The 22,301-nt window shown below is 35.5% G+C and carries 15 protein-coding genes; 12 read left to right on the top strand and 3 right to left on the bottom strand.

The features are described 5' to 3' along the window. The first annotated feature begins 73 nt into the window (after nt 1–73). The 9 genes from OZP11_RS12240 (at nt 74) to OZP11_RS12200 (ending at nt 13,942) form a co-directional block, all read left to right on the top strand. Nucleotides 74–1,072 (top strand): homocysteine S-methyltransferase family protein, encoded by a 999-nt coding sequence (locus OZP11_RS12240; RefSeq protein ID WP_281235478.1) that lies wholly within the window; start codon nt 74–76, stop codon nt 1,070–1,072. Between the two features lie 140 nt (nt 1,073–1,212). After that, entirely contained in the window at nt 1,213–3,888 is a 2,676-nt protein-coding gene (gene metH, locus OZP11_RS12235; protein WP_432419657.1) for a methionine synthase, read from the top strand. A 79-nt stretch (nt 3,889–3,967) separates the two neighbouring features. Then, the gene (gene metF / locus OZP11_RS12230) at nt 3,968–4,924 is read left to right on the top strand and encodes a methylenetetrahydrofolate reductase [NAD(P)H] (RefSeq protein ID WP_281235477.1); all 957 of its coding nucleotides are present in this window, start codon (nt 3,968–3,970) and stop codon (nt 4,922–4,924) included. 182 nt (nt 4,925–5,106) lie between these two features. Further along, entirely contained in the window at nt 5,107–5,760 is a 654-nt protein-coding gene (locus tag OZP11_RS12225; protein ID WP_281235476.1) for a class I SAM-dependent methyltransferase, read from the top strand. A gap of 196 nt (nt 5,761–5,956) precedes the next feature. Then, nucleotides 5,957–7,180, top strand: a complete 1,224-nt coding sequence (locus tag OZP11_RS12220; RefSeq protein WP_281235475.1) for a dicarboxylate/amino acid:cation symporter — start codon at nt 5,957–5,959, stop codon at nt 7,178–7,180. 80 nt (nt 7,181–7,260) lie between these two features. After that, entirely contained in the window at nt 7,261–8,652 is a 1,392-nt protein-coding gene (locus tag OZP11_RS12215) for a pyridoxal phosphate-dependent decarboxylase family protein (RefSeq protein ID WP_281235474.1), read from the top strand. Between the two features lie 297 nt (nt 8,653–8,949). Beyond that, on the top strand, nt 8,950–11,316 hold the full coding sequence (locus OZP11_RS12210; RefSeq protein ID WP_281235473.1) for a TonB-dependent receptor: 2,367 nt from the start codon (nt 8,950–8,952) through the stop codon (nt 11,314–11,316). A gap of 76 nt (nt 11,317–11,392) precedes the next feature. After that, a complete protein-coding gene (locus tag OZP11_RS12205; RefSeq protein ID WP_281235472.1) occupies nt 11,393–12,679 on the top strand; it encodes a DUF4374 domain-containing protein in 1,287 nt (428 codons plus the stop codon). Nucleotides 12,680–12,775: 96 nt separating this feature from the next. Then, nucleotides 12,776–13,942: a PepSY-associated TM helix domain-containing protein gene (locus OZP11_RS12200; protein WP_281235471.1), complete on the top strand. Its 1,167-nt coding sequence runs from the start codon at nt 12,776–12,778 to the stop codon at nt 13,940–13,942. 194 nt (nt 13,943–14,136) lie between these two features. Here the strand turns inward: OZP11_RS12200 and OZP11_RS12195 are convergent, their stop codons facing one another. Beyond that, nucleotides 14,137–16,260 carry a TonB-dependent receptor domain-containing protein gene (locus OZP11_RS12195; RefSeq protein WP_281235470.1) on the bottom strand — a complete coding sequence of 708 codons (2,124 nt, stop codon included), beginning with the start codon at nt 16,258–16,260 and terminating at the stop codon, nt 14,137–14,139. Nucleotides 16,261–16,774: 514 nt separating this feature from the next. Next, complete coding sequence (gene gldA / locus OZP11_RS12190; protein WP_281235469.1) at nt 16,775–17,671, bottom strand: gliding motility-associated ABC transporter ATP-binding subunit GldA; 897 nt, start codon at nt 17,669–17,671, stop codon at nt 16,775–16,777. A gap of 138 nt (nt 17,672–17,809) precedes the next feature. Between gldA and OZP11_RS12185 the strand changes: the two genes are divergently transcribed. Both OZP11_RS12185 and OZP11_RS12180 read left to right on the top strand, forming a co-directional pair. Next, nucleotides 17,810–18,388: an outer membrane beta-barrel protein gene (locus tag OZP11_RS12185; protein ID WP_281235468.1), complete on the top strand. Its 579-nt coding sequence runs from the start codon at nt 17,810–17,812 to the stop codon at nt 18,386–18,388. 195 nt (nt 18,389–18,583) lie between these two features. Next, nucleotides 18,584–19,165, top strand: a complete 582-nt coding sequence (locus tag OZP11_RS12180) for an outer membrane beta-barrel protein (protein WP_281235467.1) — start codon at nt 18,584–18,586, stop codon at nt 19,163–19,165. Nucleotides 19,166–19,339: 174 nt separating this feature from the next. Here OZP11_RS12180 and metE read toward each other — a convergent pair whose 3' ends face one another. Next, nucleotides 19,340–21,661: a 5-methyltetrahydropteroyltriglutamate--homocysteine S-methyltransferase gene (gene metE, locus OZP11_RS12175; RefSeq protein ID WP_281235466.1), complete on the bottom strand. Its 2,322-nt coding sequence runs from the start codon at nt 21,659–21,661 to the stop codon at nt 19,340–19,342. A 157-nt stretch (nt 21,662–21,818) separates the two neighbouring features. Here metE and OZP11_RS12170 point away from each other — a divergent pair, with 157 nt between their 5' ends. After that, entirely contained in the window at nt 21,819–22,280 is a 462-nt protein-coding gene (locus tag OZP11_RS12170; RefSeq protein WP_281235465.1) for an Lrp/AsnC family transcriptional regulator, read from the top strand. Nucleotides 22,281–22,301 lie beyond the last annotated feature (21 nt).

Below are 22,301 nucleotides of genomic sequence, written 5' to 3'. Positions count from 1 at the left end.
CTGTTAGGTATAACTTTCAAGATAATAAATTAAAAAAAGCTTTGTGCCTTAGAGCCTTAGCGGCAAAAGAGAAATGTCTATACAAGAAGCAATAAAGAAAAATATCCTAATCCTTGACGGAGCAATGGGAACCATGTTACAACGCTACAACTTCTCAGAAGAAGATTTTCGCGGCGAGCGTTTCAAAGATTTCCCGCATCCGTTAAAAGGAAACAACGATTTATTATCCCTAACACAGCCACAAGCAATTCGTGCCGTGCATGCAGCCTATTTTGATGCAGGTGCAGATATCGTAGAAACCAATACATTCTCTGGAACTACAATTGGTATGGCCGATTATTTCATGGAAGATTTGGTTTACGAACTAAACTACGAATCGGCTAAACTGGCGAGAGAAGTAGCGGATGAATTTACAGCAAAAAATCCAGAAAAACCACGATTTGTAGCCGGTTCAATCGGACCAACAAACCGTACGGCAAGTATGTCACCAGACGTAAACGATCCAGGTTACAGAGCCGTAACTTTCGACGATTTACGAATTGCATACAAAGAACAGGTAGAAGCTTTAATGGACGGAGGCTGCGATTTACTTTTAGTAGAAACGATTTTTGACACATTAAACGCAAAAGCAGCACTTTTTGCCATTGAAGAAGTAAAAGAAGAGCGTAACATCGATATTCCAATCATGGTTTCAGGAACTATTACGGATGCTTCAGGAAGAACACTTTCCGGACAAACGGTTGAAGCGTTTTTGATTTCAGTTTCGCATATTCCATTATTAAGCGTAGGATTTAATTGTGCTTTAGGAGCCGATTTGTTGAAACCGTATTTAAAAACATTAGCGCATAATACAAGCTTTAATGTTTCGGCGCATCCAAATGCAGGATTGCCAAACGCTTTCGGGCAATACGATGAAACACCAGAGCAGACTCAGGCATTCATCAAAGAATATTTAGAGGATAATTTAATCAATATCATTGGCGGTTGCTGCGGAACTACTCCAGATCATATTCGATTAATGGCAGAAGTTGCGAAAGATTATAAGCCTAGAGTGGCGCCAACTTTTGAATAACGTTTCCTGCAAGGTTTTCAAAACCTTGTAGGTATAATTTTGACGTACGATAAACAAACCTACAAGGTTTTGAAAACCTTGCAGGAAAGAAATAAGAATTAAAAAACTTAGAACCTAAGAATCTTAGGCCCTTAAAGAAAATGACTGAAAAAAGAAGAGACCTTGTATTATCAGGATTAGAACCTTTGATTATTACGCCTGAAAGCGTTTTTGTAAACGTTGGTGAGCGTACGAATGTAACGGGTTCGCGAAAATTCCTTCGATTAATCAAGGAAGAGAAGTATGACGAGGCACTTGATATTGCAAGACAGCAGGTAGAAGGAGGAGCGCAAATCATCGATATTAATATGGATGAAGGGATGTTGGATGGTGTAACTGCCATGACTAAATTCCTAAACTTGATCGCTGCAGAACCAGATATTTCGAGAGTGCCGATTATGATCGACAGTTCGAAATGGGAAATTATCGAAGCGGGTCTGAAAGTAGTACAAGGAAAAAGTGTTGTAAACTCGATTTCGTTGAAAGAAGGAGAAGAAGCCTTTATTCACCACGCTAAATTAATCAAGCGTTACGGAGCGGCAGCTATTGTTATGGCTTTTGACGAAGTTGGTCAGGCAGATAATTATGATCGTCGTGTAGAAATTTGTGCACGTTCGTATGATATTTTGGTGAACAAAGTAGGTTTCCCTCCACAAGATATTATCTTCGATTTGAATATTTTCCCGGTTGCAACAGGAATGGAAGAACACCGCCTGAATGCATTGGACTTTTTTAGAGGAACAAAATGGGTTCGCGAGAACTTGCCGCACGCACATATCAGTGGTGGGGTAAGTAACGTTTCGTTTTCGTTTAGAGGAAATGACGTTGTACGTGAAGCGATGCACTCGGTATTTTTATACCACGCCATTAAAGAAGGAATGACGATGGGAATCGTGAATCCGGAGATGTTGACGATTTACGATGATATTCCGAAAGACTTATTAGAACACGTTGAAGACGTAATTTTAGACAGACGTGACGATGCTACAGAACGACTTTTAGATTTTGCAGAAAATGTAAAAGGCGAAGTAAAAAGCGATGAAAAAGCCGTTCAGGAATGGCGTTTAGGATCGGTTCAGGATCGTATTACGCATTCGTTGGTAAAAGGAATCGATGCTTTTATTGAAGAAGATGTAGAAGAAGCACGTTTAGCAGCAACAAAACCAATTGAAGTTATCGAAATCAATTTAATGGCCGGAATGAATGTCGTTGGAGATTTATTCGGAAGTGGAAAAATGTTCCTTCCTCAGGTAGTTAAATCGGCTCGTGTAATGAAAAAAGCCGTGGCTTATTTATTGCCTTTTATCGAAGCTAGTAAACAAGCTGGCGATAAACAAGGAAACGGAAAAATCCTGATGGCTACTGTAAAAGGTGACGTTCACGATATTGGAAAAAACATCGTTTCGGTTGTTTTGGCTTGTAACAATTACGAGATTGTAGATTTAGGTGTAATGGTTCCTCCGGAGAAAATCATTGCAGCGGCAATCGAGCACGAAGTAGACATTATCGGATTAAGCGGATTGATCACGCCTTCGCTTGACGAAATGGTGTATTTGGCCAAAGAATTAGACAAACAAAATATTAAAATCCCGATTATGATTGGTGGGGCAACGACTTCGCGCGCACATACTGCCGTGAAAATTGCACCTCAATACAGAGAAACTGTAATTCACGTAAACGATGCTTCCAGAGCCGTTACTGTTGCAGGAAACTTGTTAGATCATAACCGAAAAATATATGCAGCAGATATTCGCGCAGAATACGATTCGTTTAGAGAAACGTTCTTAAATCGTTCGAGAGATAAAAACTTCTTAACGATTGAAGATGCGCGTAAAAACAAATTACCATTGGATTGGAGCGAATATACTCCGGTTAAACCAAAAGTAATTGGTGCACAAACTATAGAAGTAGAATTGGATGTTTTGGTTCCGTATATCGACTGGACGCCATTCTTTCAAACTTGGGAATTGTACGGAAAGTATCCGGCAATTTTAACAGATGAGGTTGTGGGCGAACAAGCGACTTCTGTTTTTAATGATGCTCAGGCAATGCTGAAAGTCATTTTAGAAGAGAAAAAACTTCAGGCAAAAGGTATTTACGGAATTTTCCCTGCGAATCAGGTAAATGATGATGATATCGAATTGCGTGATGAAAACGGAAAAGTATTAGAGAAATTCTTAACGCTTCGTCAGCAGTCACAAAAAACGAAAGGCGCCCCAAATATCGCTTTAGCCGATTTTATTCTGCCAAAAGAAAGTGGAATTGAGGATTACATGGGAGCTTTCTGTGTAACAACTGGTTTTGGTGTAGACGAATGGGCTGCTGAATACGAAAAGAACTTAGACGATTATAATTCGATAATGGTTAAAGCGCTTGCCGATCGTTTTGCTGAGGCTTTCGCCGAATATCTTCACGAAAGAGTACGTAAAGATTTCTGGGGTTACGATTCTGAAGAAGCTTTAACCAACGAAGAATTGATTAAGGAGAGTTATAAAGGAATTCGTCCTGCTCCAGGTTATCCTGCTTGTCCGGATCACTTAGAGAAACCAACAATCTGGAAACTTTTAGATGTTGAAAAACAAACAGGAGTGAAGCTGACAGAAAGTATGGCGATGTGGCCGGCTTCATCGGTTTCAGGATATTATTTCGGAAACCCGAAAAGTAGGTATTTCGGTCTAGGAAAAATAAAAGAAGATCAGGTTACAGATTACGCAAAACGAAGAAATGTACCGCTTGATTACGCAATGAAATGGTTAAATCCTAATATAGCAGATTAAAAATTAGTCATAAAGTCCAAAGTCTAAAGTCCGAAAGGAAAGACTTTCGACTTTGGACTTTACAACTTTAAGACTTAAAATGAAAGTAACAGAACATATAGAAAACGCCAAAGGAAAAACATTATTCTCATTTGAAATTATTCCGCCTCAAAAGGGGAAAAGCATTCAGGAATTATACGATAATATTGATCCGTTGATGGAGTTTAATCCGCCGTTTATTGATGTAACCACTTCTCGTGAGGAGTACATTTATATTGATAAAGGGAACGGACTTTTGGATAAAAAACTGACTCGTATGCGTCCGGGAACGCTTGGAATCTGCGCTTCTATAAAACACAAATACAATGTTGATACGGTGCCGCATTTGCTTTGCGGCGGTTTTACCAAAGAAGAAACCGAATACATGTTGGTTGACTGTCATTATTTAGGAATCAACAACGTAATGGCACTTCGCGGTGACGCGATGAAAGATGAGCAATCTTTTGTACCAAAAGCAGGAGGAAATCATTATGCAATTGATTTGGTAAAACAAATCAAAGATTTAAACTGCGGACAATATCTGCATGAAGTAATCGATGCTGATAACAAAGCCGATTTTTGTATTGGTGTTGCAGGTTATCCAGAGAAACATTTAGAGTCTCCTTCTTTACAATCGGATTTAAAAAGATTAAAAGAAAAAGTAGATGCCGGTGCTGATTATGTAGTAACGCAGATGTTTTTTGATAATGCTAAATATTTCGCTTTCGTAGAAAAAGCAAGAGAAATGGGGATCACAATTCCAATTATTCCTGGAATTAAACCAATTGCCGTTCAAAGACATTTACAAGTATTGCCGCAAATCTTCAGAATCGATTTACCAGAAGATTTAATCGATGCGGTAGACAAATGCAAAAATAACGCTGAAATCAAACAAGTCGGAATCGAGTGGGCAATTCAGCAGTCATTAGAATTAAAAGCAGCCGGAGTTCCGTTTTTACACTATTATTCAATGGGTAAATCTGAGAATATTCGTCAGATTGCTAGTCAGGTTTTTTAAGAAATTTTAAGACTGGTTTGTCATTCCGAGGAACGAGGAGTCACACTGGAAACTCCGCAAAGTAATTTCCAATCTTTGTAGACATACGAGTGTGATTTCTCCTCCGTCGAAATGACAAAAAAATAGAATTTGGAATTTGAATTGAGATATTGCTTAATTTAGAAGCTTAAAATTTTCACATCATGAAAAATGAAGAATTACAAGCCATCGCTTCTCAGTTAAAACATCCGTCAGGAGAAAAAGGAATCGAAATAGGAAATATGATGAACGAAACGAACATCAATATGACCAAACATTCCATTCAAAATCTAAATATTTCGGCAGCAAATAAAATTCTTGAACTAGGTCACGGAAACGCAGGCCATGTTGAATTTCTTTTCGAACAAGCTGACAACCTAAAATATTACGGACTTGAAATGTCTGAATTAATGTTTCAGGAAGCACGCCAGATCAACAGAAATTTTGTTTCTCAAAAACAAGCTTTCTTTTCTCTTTACGATGGAAACGCAGTTCCGTTTGAAGACGAATCTTTCGATAAAATATTTACAGTAAACACCATTTATTTTTGGCAGAAGCCGGAAGAATTGCTTTTGGAAATCTACAGAGTTTTAAAGCCAAATGGGAATTTCTGTCTGACATTTGCCGAAGAAGATTTCATGAAAAAACTGCCATTTACTCAATTTGAATTTGAGCTTTACAGCACAGCAAAAGCACAGCAATTAATTGAGAAAACAGCTTTTCAAATTGTTTACACCGAAACTCAGACCGAAAAAGTAAAAAGCAAAACAGGCGAATTGGTCGATAGAGCTTTTACTACGATTGTTCTGGAGAAATAAAAACAGCTATAAATTTATTTAAACACATAGAAACATAGTTTTTTTAGTTTTAATCGAAAAGGACTAAAAGAAAAAACACATTTTTTCAACATAGCTATGTGCATCTAAACAAGTGAAACGCCTTTGCAGCCAAAGATGACTATGTTTCTATGTGTTTAAATTATTTGCCACAGAATTCTAATCCAATTGTATCATTATGGAAACTAAAAAAATCAATTTTCTGCAAAGTTACAGCAGTATACTTTTGCTTCTTGGAGGTATAATCATTGGAAGTATTTTTGGATTAGTTTTTGGCGAAAAAGTTCTGGTTATAAAACCAGTTGGAGATATTTTCCTGAATTTGCTTTTCACCGCAATTATTCCACTGATCTTCTTTACAATTGGTTCTTCAATTGCAAATTTGGAACAGAAAGAAAAGTTAGGAAAACTGTTCTTTATTATGATTTTGGTTTTTCTGTCAACGATTCTTATTTCTGCAATTGTAATGATTTTTGCGGTTTATCTTTTTCCAATTCATGAGGATATTGCCATTGCGAAAGTTCCGTTTGAAAATATAGAATCAGGATCTGTCGGCGATCAGATTGCAAAATTGGTTACTACAAATGATTTCTTCGAATTGTTGTCCAGAAAAAGTATGTTGGCGCTGATTATATTTTCATTTTTAATTGGTTTTGCCACTTTGCAATCGGGAGAAAAAGGAAATGCATTCAAGAGTTTTCTGGATTCGGGAAATGAAGTGATGAAGCAATTGCTGAATATCATTATGAAATTTGCGCCAATAGGTTTAGGAGCTTATTTTGCGTATCAGGTTGGTATTTTCGGGCCGCAATTGTTTGGTGTTTATGCAAAACCTATGGCGGTTTATTACGCTGCCTGTGTTTTCTATTTCTTTACCTTTTTCAGTTTGTACACGCTTATTGCTGGCGGAAAACGAGCTTTTAAAGTTTTTTGGAGCAATAATATAACACCATCTTTAACCGCGGTTGGAACCTGCAGCAGCATCGCAACCATTCCAGCCAATCTGGATGCTGCACAAAAAATGGGAATTCCGGCACATGTGCGAAATCTGGTAATTCCGCTTGGAGCACCTTTACATAAAGATGGTTCCAGTATGTCATCTATCCTAAAAATAACTTTTCTGTTTGCTATGTTTGGGAAAGATTTTACGGAACCTTCAACCATACTTTTAGCATTAGGAATTACAGTAATCGTTTCCATAGTCGAAGGCGGAATTCCGAATGGCGGTTATATTGGAGAAGTTTTAGCCATTACCGTTTATGGCTTTCCGATGGAACAAGCTTTACCCGTTGCGATGATTTTAGGAACATTGGTCGACCCAATTGCGACCTTATTAAACGCTAATGGTGATGTGATTTCATCAATGCTGGTTTCTCGATTTTCGGAAAAAACCAAGTGGTAGGGTACTTTTTTTAACACACATTTTTTATAAACCTAATTATATCTGCGCAATCTGCGCAACATAACTAATACAACAAACTTATGAATTCAATACTGCAGAAAGATCTCGACGATTTTGAGAATATTTTAGAAAAAACAAAACAACAAGGAGTTGATTTTCTGAATGATATCGAAAACGTTCCGACTTCAAACACATACACAATTGATCCAAAAACGACTTTAAACGAATTAGGATTAGGATCTATTGATGCTTTAAAAGAGTTTAACGAAAGATTAGCTCCTTTAATGGTTTCTTCTTCAGGGCCAAGATATTGGGGATTCGTAACAGGCGGTTCCACTCCAGCTTCTATAGTTGGTGATTGGCTGGCGGCGGTTTACGATCAAAACACGCAGGCTGTAAAAGCACAAGGCGGAGCATCTGCTTTAATAGAATTTGAAACTATTAATCTATTGTTGCAGCTATTGGATCTTCCAGATTCGTTTTTGGGCGGATTTGTTACAGGAGCGACCATGTCAAACTTTACTTCTCTTGGTGTTGCCAGACAATGGTTTGGAAAACAATTTGGAAAAGATTATGCCAGAAACGGAATTTCAGAAACAGTTAACATTCTAACCGCAACTCCACATTCTTCTTCTGTAAAGTGTTTATCGCTTTTAGGAATTGGAAGCCAGAATTATACCACTGTAAAAACGATTGAAGGAAATCGTGAAGCGCTTGACATTGCTGATTTAGAAGAAAATATAAAGAAGTTAAACGGAAAACCATTCATTTTAATTTCTAGCGCTGGAACAGTAAATACAGCCGATTTTGATGATTTTGAAGCCATTGCAGCACTAAAAGAAAAATACAATTTCTGGTGGCATATTGATGGAGCTTTTGGCGGATTTGCTGCAGTTTCGGATAAATATAAACATTATGTAAAAGGCTGGGAAGGAGCAGACAGCATTACAATTGACTGTCATAAATGGCTCAATGTACCTTACGAAAGTGCTTTCTATCTGGTCAAAAAAGAACATATAAATCTTCAGATTGAAACGTTTCAGAATTCAAATGCGCCTTATTTAGGAAATCCGCTTGAAAATTTTAATTATCTGAATATAGTTCCTGAAAATTCTCGTCGTTTACGTGCGCTTCCTGCCTGGTTTTCGCTTAAGGCATACGGGAAAGAAGGTTTCAGGGATATTATTGAAAACAGTATAACGCTGGCATTACAATTTGGAAATGCCCTGATAGAAAATGATTTCGAATTATTAGCACCGATTCGTCTAAATAATGTCTGCTTTACTTTAAAAGGAAATGAAAATCAGGAAAAAGTATCGCAATTTTTGACAAAATTAAATGATACCGGAAAAGTATTCATGACACCCACTATTTATCAAAACAAAAAAGGAATCAGGGCTTCTTTTGTAAATTGGAGAACCAATGAGCATGATATAAAATTAGTAGTTGAAGAAATGAAAAGACTTTTATAAAAAGCAAATCGCTTTAAATCTTATAATCCTGTTTACCTGACGGTATACAGGATTTTTTTATTTCTTTTTGTAAGTTTTTTTAGAAAATAAAAATTTGAATTGCTTAATAGTTTTAATTTTTTTTAATGTGATTTTAATATTAAATTAATTAAATCTTAAGAATTGCTTTTCTTTTTTGCATAAAAAACATTTTTACATCTATTTAATCATTTTATTTAGAATAGTTAAAAATAATTTGCACGAAGCGTATGATGATGTTAATTTTGTGCTAAATTTAATTTAAACCAATTTTAAATAATGCAAATTAATAGAATATTAGGATTGCTTTTAATTTTCTTTACAGTACAACTCGGATTCTCGCAAGGCGGCAAAGTAATTTTAAGTGGTGTTGTACTTGGAAATAACGGACAGCCTCTGGAAGGAGTTTCTGCAGCACTAAAAGGAACATCTTACTCAGCCCTGACAAATGAAGAAGGAAGATATGAAATAAGTGCTGCGCCGGGGAACTATACATTATCGATCAGTTATGTTGGTTTTAAATCCAAACAAACCAAAATAAATCTGGACGAATCCAAAACAATTCCCAGTATCACGATCGAAGAAGATATGGCGGCTCTGGAAGAAGTTCAGGTTACCGGAAAATCTAAGGTTCAGCGTGTTCGTGAAGAGGCATTTAATATCACAGCTGTCGATTTAAAACAGCTTTATAATACTTCATCAGATTTAAATCAGGTTTTAAATAGAACAACGGGTGTTCGTGTGAGGGAAACCGGAGGAATGGGATCACAATTTAATTTTTCATTAAATGGATTTTCCGGTGATCAGGTTAAGTTTTTTATGGATGGAATCCCCTTAGATAATTATGGACCTTCTTTTACATTAAACAACATTCCTACCAACATGGCTGAGAGAATTGATGTTTACAAAGGAGTTGTGCCAATTGAATTAGGAGGTGATGCTTTAGGAGGAGCAGTTAATATTATTACCAATAAAAATGTTAGTCGATACCTTGATGCATCTTATAGTTTTGGTTCTTTTAATACACATAAAGCTTCTATTAATACCCGATACACAAGTAAAAATGGTTTTGTAGCTAATCTTAATGCTTTTGCAAACTATTCGGATAATAGTTATAAAGTAGAGGCTCAGGTTCCGGATCCTGTTACAGGTCTTTTTGGTCCAAAAGAAGAACTTAAACATTTCCATGATGGATATAAACAAGCCACTATTATTGCAGAAGTTGGAGTAAAAGATAAAAAATACGCAGACTATTTATTGGTAGGTGTTACCGGAAGCGCAAATAAGAAAGAAGTACAACAAGGTGCCAGTATGTTTAGGGTAGTTGGTGATGCTTTTGAAGATGGTCATAATTTTGTGTCTTCTTTAAAATATAAAAAAGCTAATTTGTTTACAAAAGGCTTAACAGCAACTTTGGCAGCTTCTTATAATATAGCAGAAGAACGTAAAGTTGATACTTCATCCAGAAGGTTTACTTGGAGAGGAGTTCGAACAGATGTGCCTAAATATAATACTTCGGGAGAGATTAATTCAACTAAAACCCTAATGGTTTATGATATAAAGTCACTTCAAAGTAATACCAATCTTAAATATGAACTTAATGAGAATAATGTTTTTGCATTTAATCATACTTATGTCGGATACTCCCGTACAGAAAACAATGAATACATTCCGACATATAAGGTTACAAAGCCATTTGTAAATAAAAATATAGTAGGATTGTCTTATAGTTTATCTGCACTAGAAAAAAGATTATCATACACCGCTTTTGCTAAAATACTTAGTTTAAATGGCGAGATTGTAACAGGTTCCGGTACATCTTCGGAACAAAAAGAGACACCTTCATTTAATAATACAGGATATGGTACAGCTGCTGCCTACTTCGTAATTCCGGAAGAATTACAGCTTAAAGCATCTTTTGAACATGCATACAGATATCCTTCATCTCTCGAATTACTGGGGGATGGTTTAAGAATAACACCAAATCCAACTCTTCAGCCTGAATCAAGCGATAATTTTAATATTGGCTTTTCTTGGAAAAAAATCTTCCCGATTCACTCTTTTAGATTTGAAGCAAATTACATCTTCAGAGAGGCTAGTGACTTTATACAGGCCAGACCTGACCGCCTGGATCCGAGTAAGGTAAAAAGTGTGAATTTTAAAAATATTCAGGTAAGCGGTGTTGATGGAGTACTGCACTATGGTTATAAAAGATGGCTTAACGTTGATTTGAATGCTACTTATCAAAAAACACTAAATAAAGACGTGACTATTTCTCCTGATACAAATCAAACGAATTATTTATATAATACGCAGCAGCCAAATATTCCAATTTTATATGGAAATGCTAATCTGGGACTGAATTTTAGAAAAATTAAGTTTGAAGATGATTTTCTAACGCTGAACTTATTAGCAAATTATTCAGATAGTTATTATTTAAGAAGTCCAAATCTTGGAGAGATAAATAAAAAAGAAATTCCTGAGCAGCTTTTCTACTCTGCTTCTGTTGTGTATTCATTAAAAAATGGACGTTACAATATTGCAGTAGAATGTTATGATATTACTGATGTTAAACTATACGATTATTATAATGTGCAGAAACCGGGAAGGTCATTTACATTAAAACTTCGTTATTTCTTTATGTAATTCAAAAAATATATAAAAATCTTATTCCCATTGATTGTATTGATATACAAGGGATAATTAACTAAAATTAAACAATATGAAGACAATTAAAATCAAAAATCTTTTAGCACTTGCGCTGCTTTCATTTACTCTATTTTCATGCAGCAGTGATGATGATAAACCAGTAGAAGAACCAGTAGTGGTTACGCCAGAGCCTATCGTTGTAAGTAAATATGTTCTGGGTTATCAAACTGATACATGGAATGAGAATTATATGTGGAGTTTTAGTTCATTAAATGATATAATGACTGGAACAATTGACATGACAGGAAAAGGAATTGAACAGGGAGGATCATATATTCCTATTGCCAACACTATGTTTGCTTTAAGTACTGATGATGAAGGTGCGGCTCCTTATTATTTAAACGCAGCTGCTGCTTTAGTTACAGGAAAGCGAGTTTTTATAGAATCACCTTTTGCTTATGGTGTTACTGAAGATGATAAATTATTAATTGTTGGTGCTTCATGGGAAGGTGCAAGCTCTAATAATGAATTAATTGTTTATGATCCTGAAAAACAATACATCACAAGCCGAAAATTTAATGATTTTGGTACTTCAGCAAATCGTTTTGACTTTCCTACAGGTGTAACAGTAGTAGGTGATAAAGTATTTGTATCTGTTTTCAATAGAGATGCCAGCGATAACTGGGATATCGATCAAAAACAAGCATATATCAGAATTTATGATTATCCATCACTAAACTTTGTTAAGAGAATTGCTGATCCACGTACTACTGCTGCGGGTATGTATTATACAAATACAGGTATTATCCGTACTGATTCAGGTAATATTTACACTTTTTCTTCAAATGCTATGGCAGCGGGTTATGTAGTAAAAGAAGACGGACATTCAGGAATTCTTCGTATTAATAAAGGACAAACTGAATTTGATGCTGACTACTTCTTTGATATTCAGTCAAGTTCTCTAAATGGTAAAGTAGTTGCTGCTTATCCGCTTGGAGGAGAAAAAGCATATATTGTTTATATTCCTACTGCAGACGATACTGCAAATTGGGGATTCCTTAACCATAGTTCATTCAAATTTAAATCAGCAATTATAGACTTACCTACTAAAGCAATTACACCAGTTACAGGCTTACCTTCTCATGCAGGTGATAGTTACTTTGGAATTGGAAGTTTGTACTATGAAGATGGAAATGCTTACAAAGCATTTGTTACCAATGATGAAGTTCGTGTTTACAAAATTAACATTGCAACCGGCGCAGCTACTGCGGGTGCAAAAGTAACAGGTGGTGGAACTGATATTGCAGCTATCACTAAATTAACTCACACAACACCAGCAACTACAACAACAGCAAAATAATTTAGAAACTAAACGTTTTTAATTTTATAACCATATAATCACTGTTTAACCGCGGTGGTTATATGGTTTTGTTATGTTTTTAAAATAGAATTTATAATGAATGTTATCAAAAAACAATCATCAAAACCAAAATCGAAAGGGAAATCTCTTTTTAGCAGAGTAAACGCCTGGCTGCATTTATGGCTTGGACTTGCTTCCGGAATTGTAGTTTTTATAATGGGAATTACAGGCTGTATTTTGGTTTTTCAGCAGGAAATTAAAGAATTGACTTCGCCTTGGCTGCATGTCGAAGCCCAAAGCCCAGATAAAGTACTGCCGCCGTCAAAAATATATACAGCAGTAAAAAAGGCTTTACCAAACAAAGAAGTTCACGGTTTGTGGTACAATGGTTTAGATAAGACAATAAAAGTAGATGTTGAGTCAGATTCATTGATTTATGTAAATCCATATAATGGAGCCATAACAGGGATGGTCGATCACGAAGATTTTTTTCATGAAATCGATGAAGGTCATCGTTACGTATGGCTGGGAAGAGAAGTGGGGACAGCTGTAACTTCATGGTCAACTTTGATTTTCTTCTTTCTTTTAGTCAGCGGACTTATTTTATGGTTTCCGAAGAAATGGAATAAAACAACCATCAACAGCAGTTTTAAAATCAAATGGAGCGCGCGTTTTAAAAGGCTTAATTATGATTTACACAATGTCATGGGGTTCTATACGCTCCTTTTAGCATTTTTAATTGCTTTGACGGGATTAATTATGAGTTTTCACTGGGTGCGGGAAAGCACCTACTGGATAACAGGCGGGTGGGATTCTGAAAAGCAAAAGAAAGAAAAAGTTACAGAAACCAAAACAGATACATTATCTAAACCGGAAATAGACAGGTTAACCGCAGCCGATTTCATCTTTAATAAAGTACGAAAAGAAATTGCAGTACATAATAAAGAAGCAGTAATTATTCATCTTCCGGATGAACCAAAAGATAATTTTTATGCCTGTACAGATATGCATAACGGAAATTGGAGGGATTTATATTTTGCCCCCCAAACGCTTGAAATGCTTCCGAATTCCAGAAAATATATAGGTGACGAAAAATTTCACGACTGGATGAGCCGATCCAATTATAGTCTTCACGTAGGTGCGATAGGCGGCATGACAACCAAGATAATTTATTTTGCAGGAAGTTTAATTTGTGCCAGTTTACCTCTTACAGGATTTTATATTTGGTGGGGAAGAAAGAAAAAAACGAAAACAAGTAAATAATTTATCTGTTTTAATATATTTAAAAAGCCTTTTAGAAGATCAAATTCTTTTTAAAAGGCTTTTTTGTGTTGTAAAATATATCATCTGATGAAACGAATATTTTTAGTCTAAAAATAGAAAGAGCCTGTTCAGATGAGCAGGCTCTTTTCTTCAAAAAAAAATAAAAAACAAAAAAACAAGTTTCAAGGGATGATTTAAATTCTATATGTAAAGGCTAATGTTGCAATACGGTTATCCAGATCGTATCGTTTATTAATAGCTGTTTGTGCCACTACAGAGTTAATGTAAAAGTTGTTTGTGTTTAAAACATCGGTAAAGTTTAATTTGAACGTTCCTTTACCTGCAAATACCTGTTTTGAAACCCCAATGCTTAAATCGAAGAAACCATCTCTCTGGTAAACTCCTAAATTAGATTTTGACTGATATTGTGCATTTGCTTCTGCCTTTAAAGTCTCGGTTATGGTAAATGAATTTTGTACGCTTAAGTTTAAGGTTAAAATAGGCTCAATGGTAGTTGAGTTTAAAACATTCCCCATAAACCTGTTCTCAAAAACATTAAAAAGTGTATTTACTGACCAGAACTTATAAAGCTCAGTTGTATTCGTAATATTAGCTCCGTAATTATAAGATTTAGATACATTTATTTGTGTGGTTACGGTAGTATTTGTATCAGGATTGTACATATATACATCTGTAAAAACATCTTTTGTTGTATTAAAATATAACGACGCCATAAAAGCACTTTTCCAGGCATATCCAATTTCAGCCGCATGAGTGATTTCAGGAACTAAGTTTGGATTTCCCTGAGAATAATTAAACGAATCATCGTAAAAACGAAACGGATTCAGGTCAAACTGGCTAGGTCTGTTGATTCTTTTGCTGTACGAAGCATGCATAGAATGACTGCTTGTAAATTCATATTTTAATGAAAGACTCGGAAACCATTTTAAGTAATCATCTTTATGCTCTTCGTTCAGTGTTTTCTGCAGAATTTCGATAGCTGTAAATTCGGTACGCAGACCTCCCTGAATGTTTAAATCCCCAATTTGGTGCTTATAATTAGCGTAAGCTGCATAAATCTGCTCTTTATACTCAAAATGATTGGTAGAATTGGCATCGATATTCCACTGATTGTTATCGTAAAATTCATAAACCGATGGATTATCATTGTTTTTCAGACTTGCTTTAAATCCCCATTCAACAGATTGTTTTTCTTTTATAGGATTTGTAAAATCAACCTTTCCGGTAAATACTCTTAATTGAGAAGGGATATATCCTCTTCTGTCATTAATTACAGTCGGATTTGAAGCATCTGTATTATCGGCACTCTGAAACTGGTTCGATCTGAATTTTGAAGTTTCATATTCAAAATCAAAAACCATATTTTTTCCTTCAGTATTAAATTTATGAACCCCTGAAACGGCATATGTATAATCGAACCATTTTTCTTTGCTGTCATTATACGTAATGGCATCAAACTGTAATTGATTCATAGCGTTTAAAAGTTTGTTTGTTCCATCGGCCATATTTTCATAACGCCCGATTTTAGCATCAACATACGCTTCAATATTTGTTTTTGGAGAAATCTCGTATTGAGTTCCAACTTTAAAATTATTCGAAGTCAAAGGCTCGTCAGTAATCGAAGTCTGGTGATTTGTGGTCGAAATCTGCTGGCGGGTTTGATCTGTATATTGAGTCTGATTGAATTCTTTTCTTTCTTCTTCTCCTCTAAAAGTATAACTGTAATTACCGTAAACACCCAGTTTGTTTTTGTTGTAACTAAGGTTTACTCCAGAGTTGGTTCTGTTTTTGCGTCCTCTTCCGTAGCTGGTAAAGGCAGTTCCTTTTAATCCGGAAGTACTTGGTTTTTTTAGTATGATATTAATAATACCGGCTTTTCCGGCAGCATCATATTTTGCTGAAGGATTCGTGATAACTTCAATTTGTTTAATATTTGATGAAGTAGTCGATTTTAGGTAATTCGCCAGTTCCTTCTGCGAAAGCTGTGTCAGCTTTCCATTGATCATTACAGCAACACCCTGCTGACCGCGAATAGATAAATCGCCATCCTGAGAAACTACAACACCCGGTGCACGCGATAAAACATCAAGTGCAGTTCCACCTTCAGAAACGATGCTGTTTTCTACATTAAATACTAAACGATCTGATTTTTGCGTATATAAAACTTTCTTTTTTGAGATAACAATTTCATCTAAAACATTTATGGATGTCTCTACAATACTGTCTTTCTCCTTTTCGCTTTGTGAATAGGAGTAAACTGAAAACGCCAGCATTACAGAGGTTACAATATTTTTCATTTTATTCTTGGCTTTTATTTGGTAATGGCTTGTTTTTACTGCAAAACAATTTGTTCAATTTTGTCGCCTGCTTTTCTAATAAAACCTTCAGTCTGATGTAAAAAACGAAAGACAAAGGTTTTTAGAAATAGTATTACGAACAACATTGGCTTATAATTATTGACTTTAGCGTCGCAAATATAACATTATTTATAACAAGTCTAAATAAAAATAAATTTAATTTACATGAAAAATTGTTAATTGCTTGAAACCGAAGAGATAATGTTTTAATGAAAAGTGTTATTTATTAAGAGAAATCAGAAGTAGAACTAAAAAAACAAAACCAACTTATTCATAATTGAATAAATTGGTTTTTTATATTCGGTTCAGATTGCTGAGGTTCTAAATTCATAAGTTTTCTCTTTATTGAAAAAACTGAGCGGGCGGCGAACTTAGTTTTAAAGTGAAACTTTCTGCAAACTGCCACTAATAAATGTGACTAAATACTGCCGTAGAAAACTCAAAAAAAATAAACTTACTTCGTAATTTCTCTAAAAACAGCTTCGAGGTTTTTGTTCTTCTGATTAAGCTGTAAGGTTTTTAATCCGTTTTCGTTTGCGAAGTCAAAAATTGCCGGGCGCATGTCTTTTTCTGTCACAAAAGTCAGTTCCCATGTCATGTCATGCGTGTTAATAAATGAAGAAATATTTTCAAGTTTTGCTAAAATCTGCTCCTCTACTTTGTAATCAAACTCAACCTCAATGACTTGCTCTTTATTTGCGGCAACTAAATGATCTAATTTATTGTCCGCAACAATTTGTCCTTTGTCAATAATTATGACACGATCGCAAATTGCTTCGACTTCCTGCATGATGTGAGTCGAAAGAAAAACGGTTTTATTTTTACCTACATTTTTAATTACGTTCCGGATTTCCATTAACTGGTTTGGATCCAATCCGGTCGTGGGTTCGTCCAAAATTAAAACATCCGGATTGTGTAATAAGGCGTTCGCGAGTCCTACACGCTGGCGGTATCCTTTAGATAACTGACTTATTTTTTTGTGACTTTCAGGTGTCAGTCCTGTCAGTTCGATAACTTCTTCGATTCTTGATTTTGGCACGTTATAAACATCGGCGTTAAAAGCCAAATACTCACGAACATACAGATCCAAATACAGCGGATTATGTTCTGGTAAGTACCCAATCGAGCGCTGCACTTCCTTGGTATTTGTCATGACATCGTAACCATTTACAAGAGCTGCGCCGTTATCGGCAAGTAAATAGGTCGTCAAAATTTTCATTAAAGTAGATTTTCCGGCCCCGTTTGGTCCTAAGAATCCTACGATCTCTCCTTTCTCAATTTTAAAGGAAATTTCATTTAGCGCTTTTTGCTCTCCGTAACTTTTTGATATACTGTTTACTTCTATCGACATGACTTTTTATTTGTTACAAAAGTAACGAGAAATAGTATTGTTTGCTAAATTTTGGCACGCAAAAGGAATTAAAATTAAATGTTAACAGCGGCATCGTTATTGTTAAAGGGTTATTAAATTTCTTAAAAATAAATAACCATGAAAAAAATGCTAGTAGTACTTGCATTGTCAGTTTTTGGCTTTGCAAACGCACAAAAAGGAACAATCTTAGTTGGTGGTAACATCGGTTACTCTTCTCAAACTGTTGATTACACTGTAGGCGAAACAAAATCAAATGAATTTAGTTTTTCTCCTAAAGTAGGTTACCAATTCCACGACAATTGGACTGTTGGAGGTGAATTTACAATTGCTTCTTCAAAAGAAGACGAAGGTGTAGACGAATTCAAAATGAACCGTTCTAAATTTGGAGCGTTCGTACGTTACTCTGTGCCATTGAGCCAGACTTTTGCTGTTTTTGCTGATATGGGAGCAGGTTTCCAAAGCTTAACAGAAAAGAACTATACTGGATCTAGTTACTCAAAAGCTAAAGCAGACGGTATGTACGTTGGTGTAACTCCGGCTCTTTTCATCAACATGAAAGATGGTTTTGGTCTTAACTTCAGTATTGGTGGTTTAAGCTATGACAAATACAGCTATGACAACAATGGTCCAGACGTTAGTACTTTTAACTTCAACTTCGGTCAAACATTCAACATCGGTATTTCTAAAAACTTCTAATCTTTTTAGAGATATATCAATTTCATAAAGCACCCAATTGGGTGCTTTTTTTATTACATAACAATTAGGTTAAGATTTATTAATTTTTGCTTTGAAAAAAGTACATTAAGTTTAATGAATTGTTATTAAATATGTTGCATTTAAATCGTGGTATTTTTATTGTTTATTGTATGTCAAATCTTAATAAATAAACATATGAAAAAAATGCTACTCATTCTTGCATTGTCAGTTTTTGGCTTTGTAAATGCTCAAAAGGGAACAGTTTTAGTTGGAGGAAATATTAGTTATTCTTCTTCTGATAGAGATTTTCAAACATTTAGTGATAATTTCCATGAATTTGGTTTTTCTCCCAAAGTAGGTTATCAGTTTCATGATAATTGGACTGTTGGAGGAGAATTCTCGTTTGCTTCTTCAAAAAGTGAGATTGATGGAAGAATGACTGCAAAATCAAATGGTTTGAAAGCAGGCGCATTTTTACGTTATACCGTTCCATTAACAGAAACTTTTTCAGTATTTGCTGATTTAGGCACTGGTTTTCATAATCAAAAAAATACTGTTAATGTGTTGGACGCAGAAAACGAATCGAAAGGAGATGGTTTTTATGCGGGTATTACTCCAGCTCTTTTTATTAATATGAAAAAAGGTTTTGGATTAAATTTTAGCATTGGTGGTATTGGGTATCAAAATTTGAGTTTTAATAATGATGGACCAGATGTTAAGGAATTTGAATTCAACTTTGGAAAAACTGTAAACATCGGGATTTCTAAAAACTTTTAGTTTTAGATCTTTTATTAAAATAGGAAAGCGTTCCAATTGGAGCGCTTTTTTGTTGGTAAAATTTAAAAAAAATCTACAAATAAAAATACCAGACAAAAGGAAGCCGAAACTAAATCATAACTAAATTTCGACTCCGTCTGTCGGCATAAAAACAAAAATATTCTGGTAAAACTATTACGTAACCGGATTTTCAACAGCAGTTCGCATTTCCTGAGCTGCGACAACCATTTCAATTAAAGCTTTTTTGGTTTCGTCCCAATGACGGGTTTTTAAACCGCAATCCGGATTTACCCATAATTGATCTACAGGAATTACAGCCGAAGCTTTTTCTAACAAACGGACCATTTCGGCGCTTGATGGAACTCTAGGTGAGTGAATATCGTAAACCCCCGGACCAATTTCGTTTGGATATTTAAAGTTGGCAAAAGCATCCAGAAGCTCCATTTGCGAACGAGAACATTCAATTGTAATCACATCGGCATCCATGTCGGCGATGTTCTGAATGATGTCGTTAAATTCGCTGTAACACATATGAGTGTGAATCTGCGTATCATCGTTTACACCGCTGGCGGAAATTCTAAAGGCACGAACCGCCCAGTCTAAATATTTTGCCCATTCTTCTTTTCTCAACGGAAGACCTTCGCGAATAGCAGGTTCGTCGATCTGAATGATTTTAATTCCGGCTTTTTCTAAATCAACCACTTCATCACGAATTGCCAAAGCAATCTGCGTACAGGTTTCAGAACGAGGCTGATCGTTGCGGACAAAAGACCATTGTAAAATAGTTACAGGTCCGGTAAGCATACCTTTTACCCATTTTGGAGTTAGAGATTGTGCATATTCAGACCATTTTACCGTCATAGGATTTGGTCTTGAAACATCGCCGTAAATAACCGGAGGTTTTACGCATCGGCTGCCGTAACTCTGAACCCAGCCGTTTTTGGTAAAAGTAAATCCTGATAATTGTTCTCCGAAGTATTCCACCATATCGTTACGTTCAAACTCACCATGAACGAGGACATCGATTCCGGTTTCTTCCTGAAAACGAATCGCAGCCTCGGTTTCTTTTTCGATCAAATCGTTGTATTCAGAAGCTGTTAATTCTCCCTTTTTAAATTTTGCTCTCCAGCTTCTGACTTCTGCAGTCTGCGGGAAAGACCCAATTGTGGTAGTTGGGAACAATGGTAATTTTAAAGCCTCAATCTGGCTTTTTCTTCTTACAGCAAATGCGCTTTTACGTTTGTCATCAGAAGCTGTAATTCCTGCCACACGTGCTTTAACATCATTATTATGTATTAATTTTGAAGTTTTACGGTTTTCATTGGCCTGAACATTTTCTTTGAAATCGGCTGAATTTTCAATGGAAACTTCGTTTGAAGCAAATTGTTTTAAAAGTACAATTTCGTTAATTTTCTGCTTAGCAAAAGCCAGCCATTGTTTGATTTCCGGAGTCAGTGTCTGATCATTTGTTTCCAAATCCAAATCGCACGGGCTGTGGATTAAAGAGCAGGAAGGCGCAATTAGAATTCGGTTTTCGCCCAAAGCGTCAGCAGCTTTTTTGATTAATTCCAATGATTTTTTAAAATCGTTTTTCCAGATATTTCTTCCGTCAACCACTCCAAGAGAAAGATTTACGTTTGAGTCTAGTTTTCCGGATTCTAAAATATCGTCTAACTGAAGCGGACAGCGTACTAAATCCAAATGAAAAGTGTCAACCGGAAGAGCCAGAGCTGTTTGTAAGTTCTCGCCAAAACAATCAAAATAATTCGCCAGAACGATTTTAAGTTTTGGGAAACGAGTGTTGATTTCGTTGTACACTTTCGTGAAAGCATTTCTTTCTTTATCTGTTAAATTTAAAGCTAAGAAAGGCTCGTCTAACTGAATGTATTCGGCATTTTCGGCTTGTAATTTCTCCAGAATTTCAAAATAAACAGGAAGCAAAGCATCAATGAGATCAATTCGGTGAAAACCTTCTTCTTTCTCTTTTCCTAATAACAAGTAAGAAACTGGACCGATTAAAACCGGCTTTGTTTTAATGCCAATAGAAATAGCTTCCTTGAATTCGTTGATTATTTTTTCTGAAAACAATTCAAATTTTTGGTTTTTTGTGAATTCAGGAACGATGTAATGGTAATTGGTATCAAACCATTTTGTCATTTCCATAGCAACAACATCTTGTCCGTTTTTCTGAGATCCTCGTGCCATGGCAAAATATAAATCAAGAGATGAATTGCTTTTTGCCAGTTTGTGGTAGCGAGTTGGAATTGCGCCAACTGCCAAAGTAAGATCAAGTACCTGATCATAAAAAGAAAAATCATTAGACGGAATCAAATCTACTCCTGCCTGAGCTTGTAGTTTCCAGTTTTGAAGACGAATTTCTTTTCCGGCATCGATAAGTTCGTCAGCCGAAATTTTTCCTGCCCAGTACAGTTCGCTGGCTTTTTTTAATTCTCTGTTGCTGCCAATTCTTGGGTAACCTAAATTGTTTGTTTTCATTTTTATTTCAGTATTTTTTACTGTACAAATTTATTGTATTGGTTTTTTAAACTTATATTTGGAGTTTATTTCAGTAAAATGTGTTTTTAAAATTATGTTTTAAAGATTATATTACTGTATATTTCTTTTAAACGAACCTTCAGCCGTAAAAAAAACTATGGAAAGCTTAGATAAAACCGATCTGCTGATCCTGAAACACCTTCAGGAAAACTCAAATATCAACACAAAAGACCTTGCGAGTAAATTATTTCTGACAGTAACGCCTGTTTATGAGCGTATCAAAAGACTAGAAAGAGACGGTTATATTACTAAATATGTGGCGCTTTTAGACAAGAAAAAAATGAACCGCGGCATGACGGTTTTTTGCAACGTGCGTTTAAAAGAACACGCCAAAAACGTGGGAAGCAATTTTGTAAAAGATATTGTAGCCCTGCCCGAAATTATAGAATGCTATAATATTGCAGGCGATTATGATTTTATGCTAAAAATCCTGGTTCAGGATATGGCGAGCTATCAGGATTTTGTAATGAACAAATTATCGACGATAGAAAACATAGGAAATACAAACAGTATTTTTGTAATGGGAGAGATCAAACACAGCACAGCCTTAGAGTTTTAGCTTCATTTTTCTTTATAAATC

The sequence above is a fragment of the Flavobacterium gelatinilyticum genome (assembly GCF_027111295.1).
GTDB lineage: Bacteria > Bacteroidota > Bacteroidia > Flavobacteriales > Flavobacteriaceae > Flavobacterium > Flavobacterium gelatinilyticum.
The sequence above is the reverse complement of the archived record's forward strand: the minus strand, read 5'-3'. Positions and strand labels throughout refer to the sequence as shown.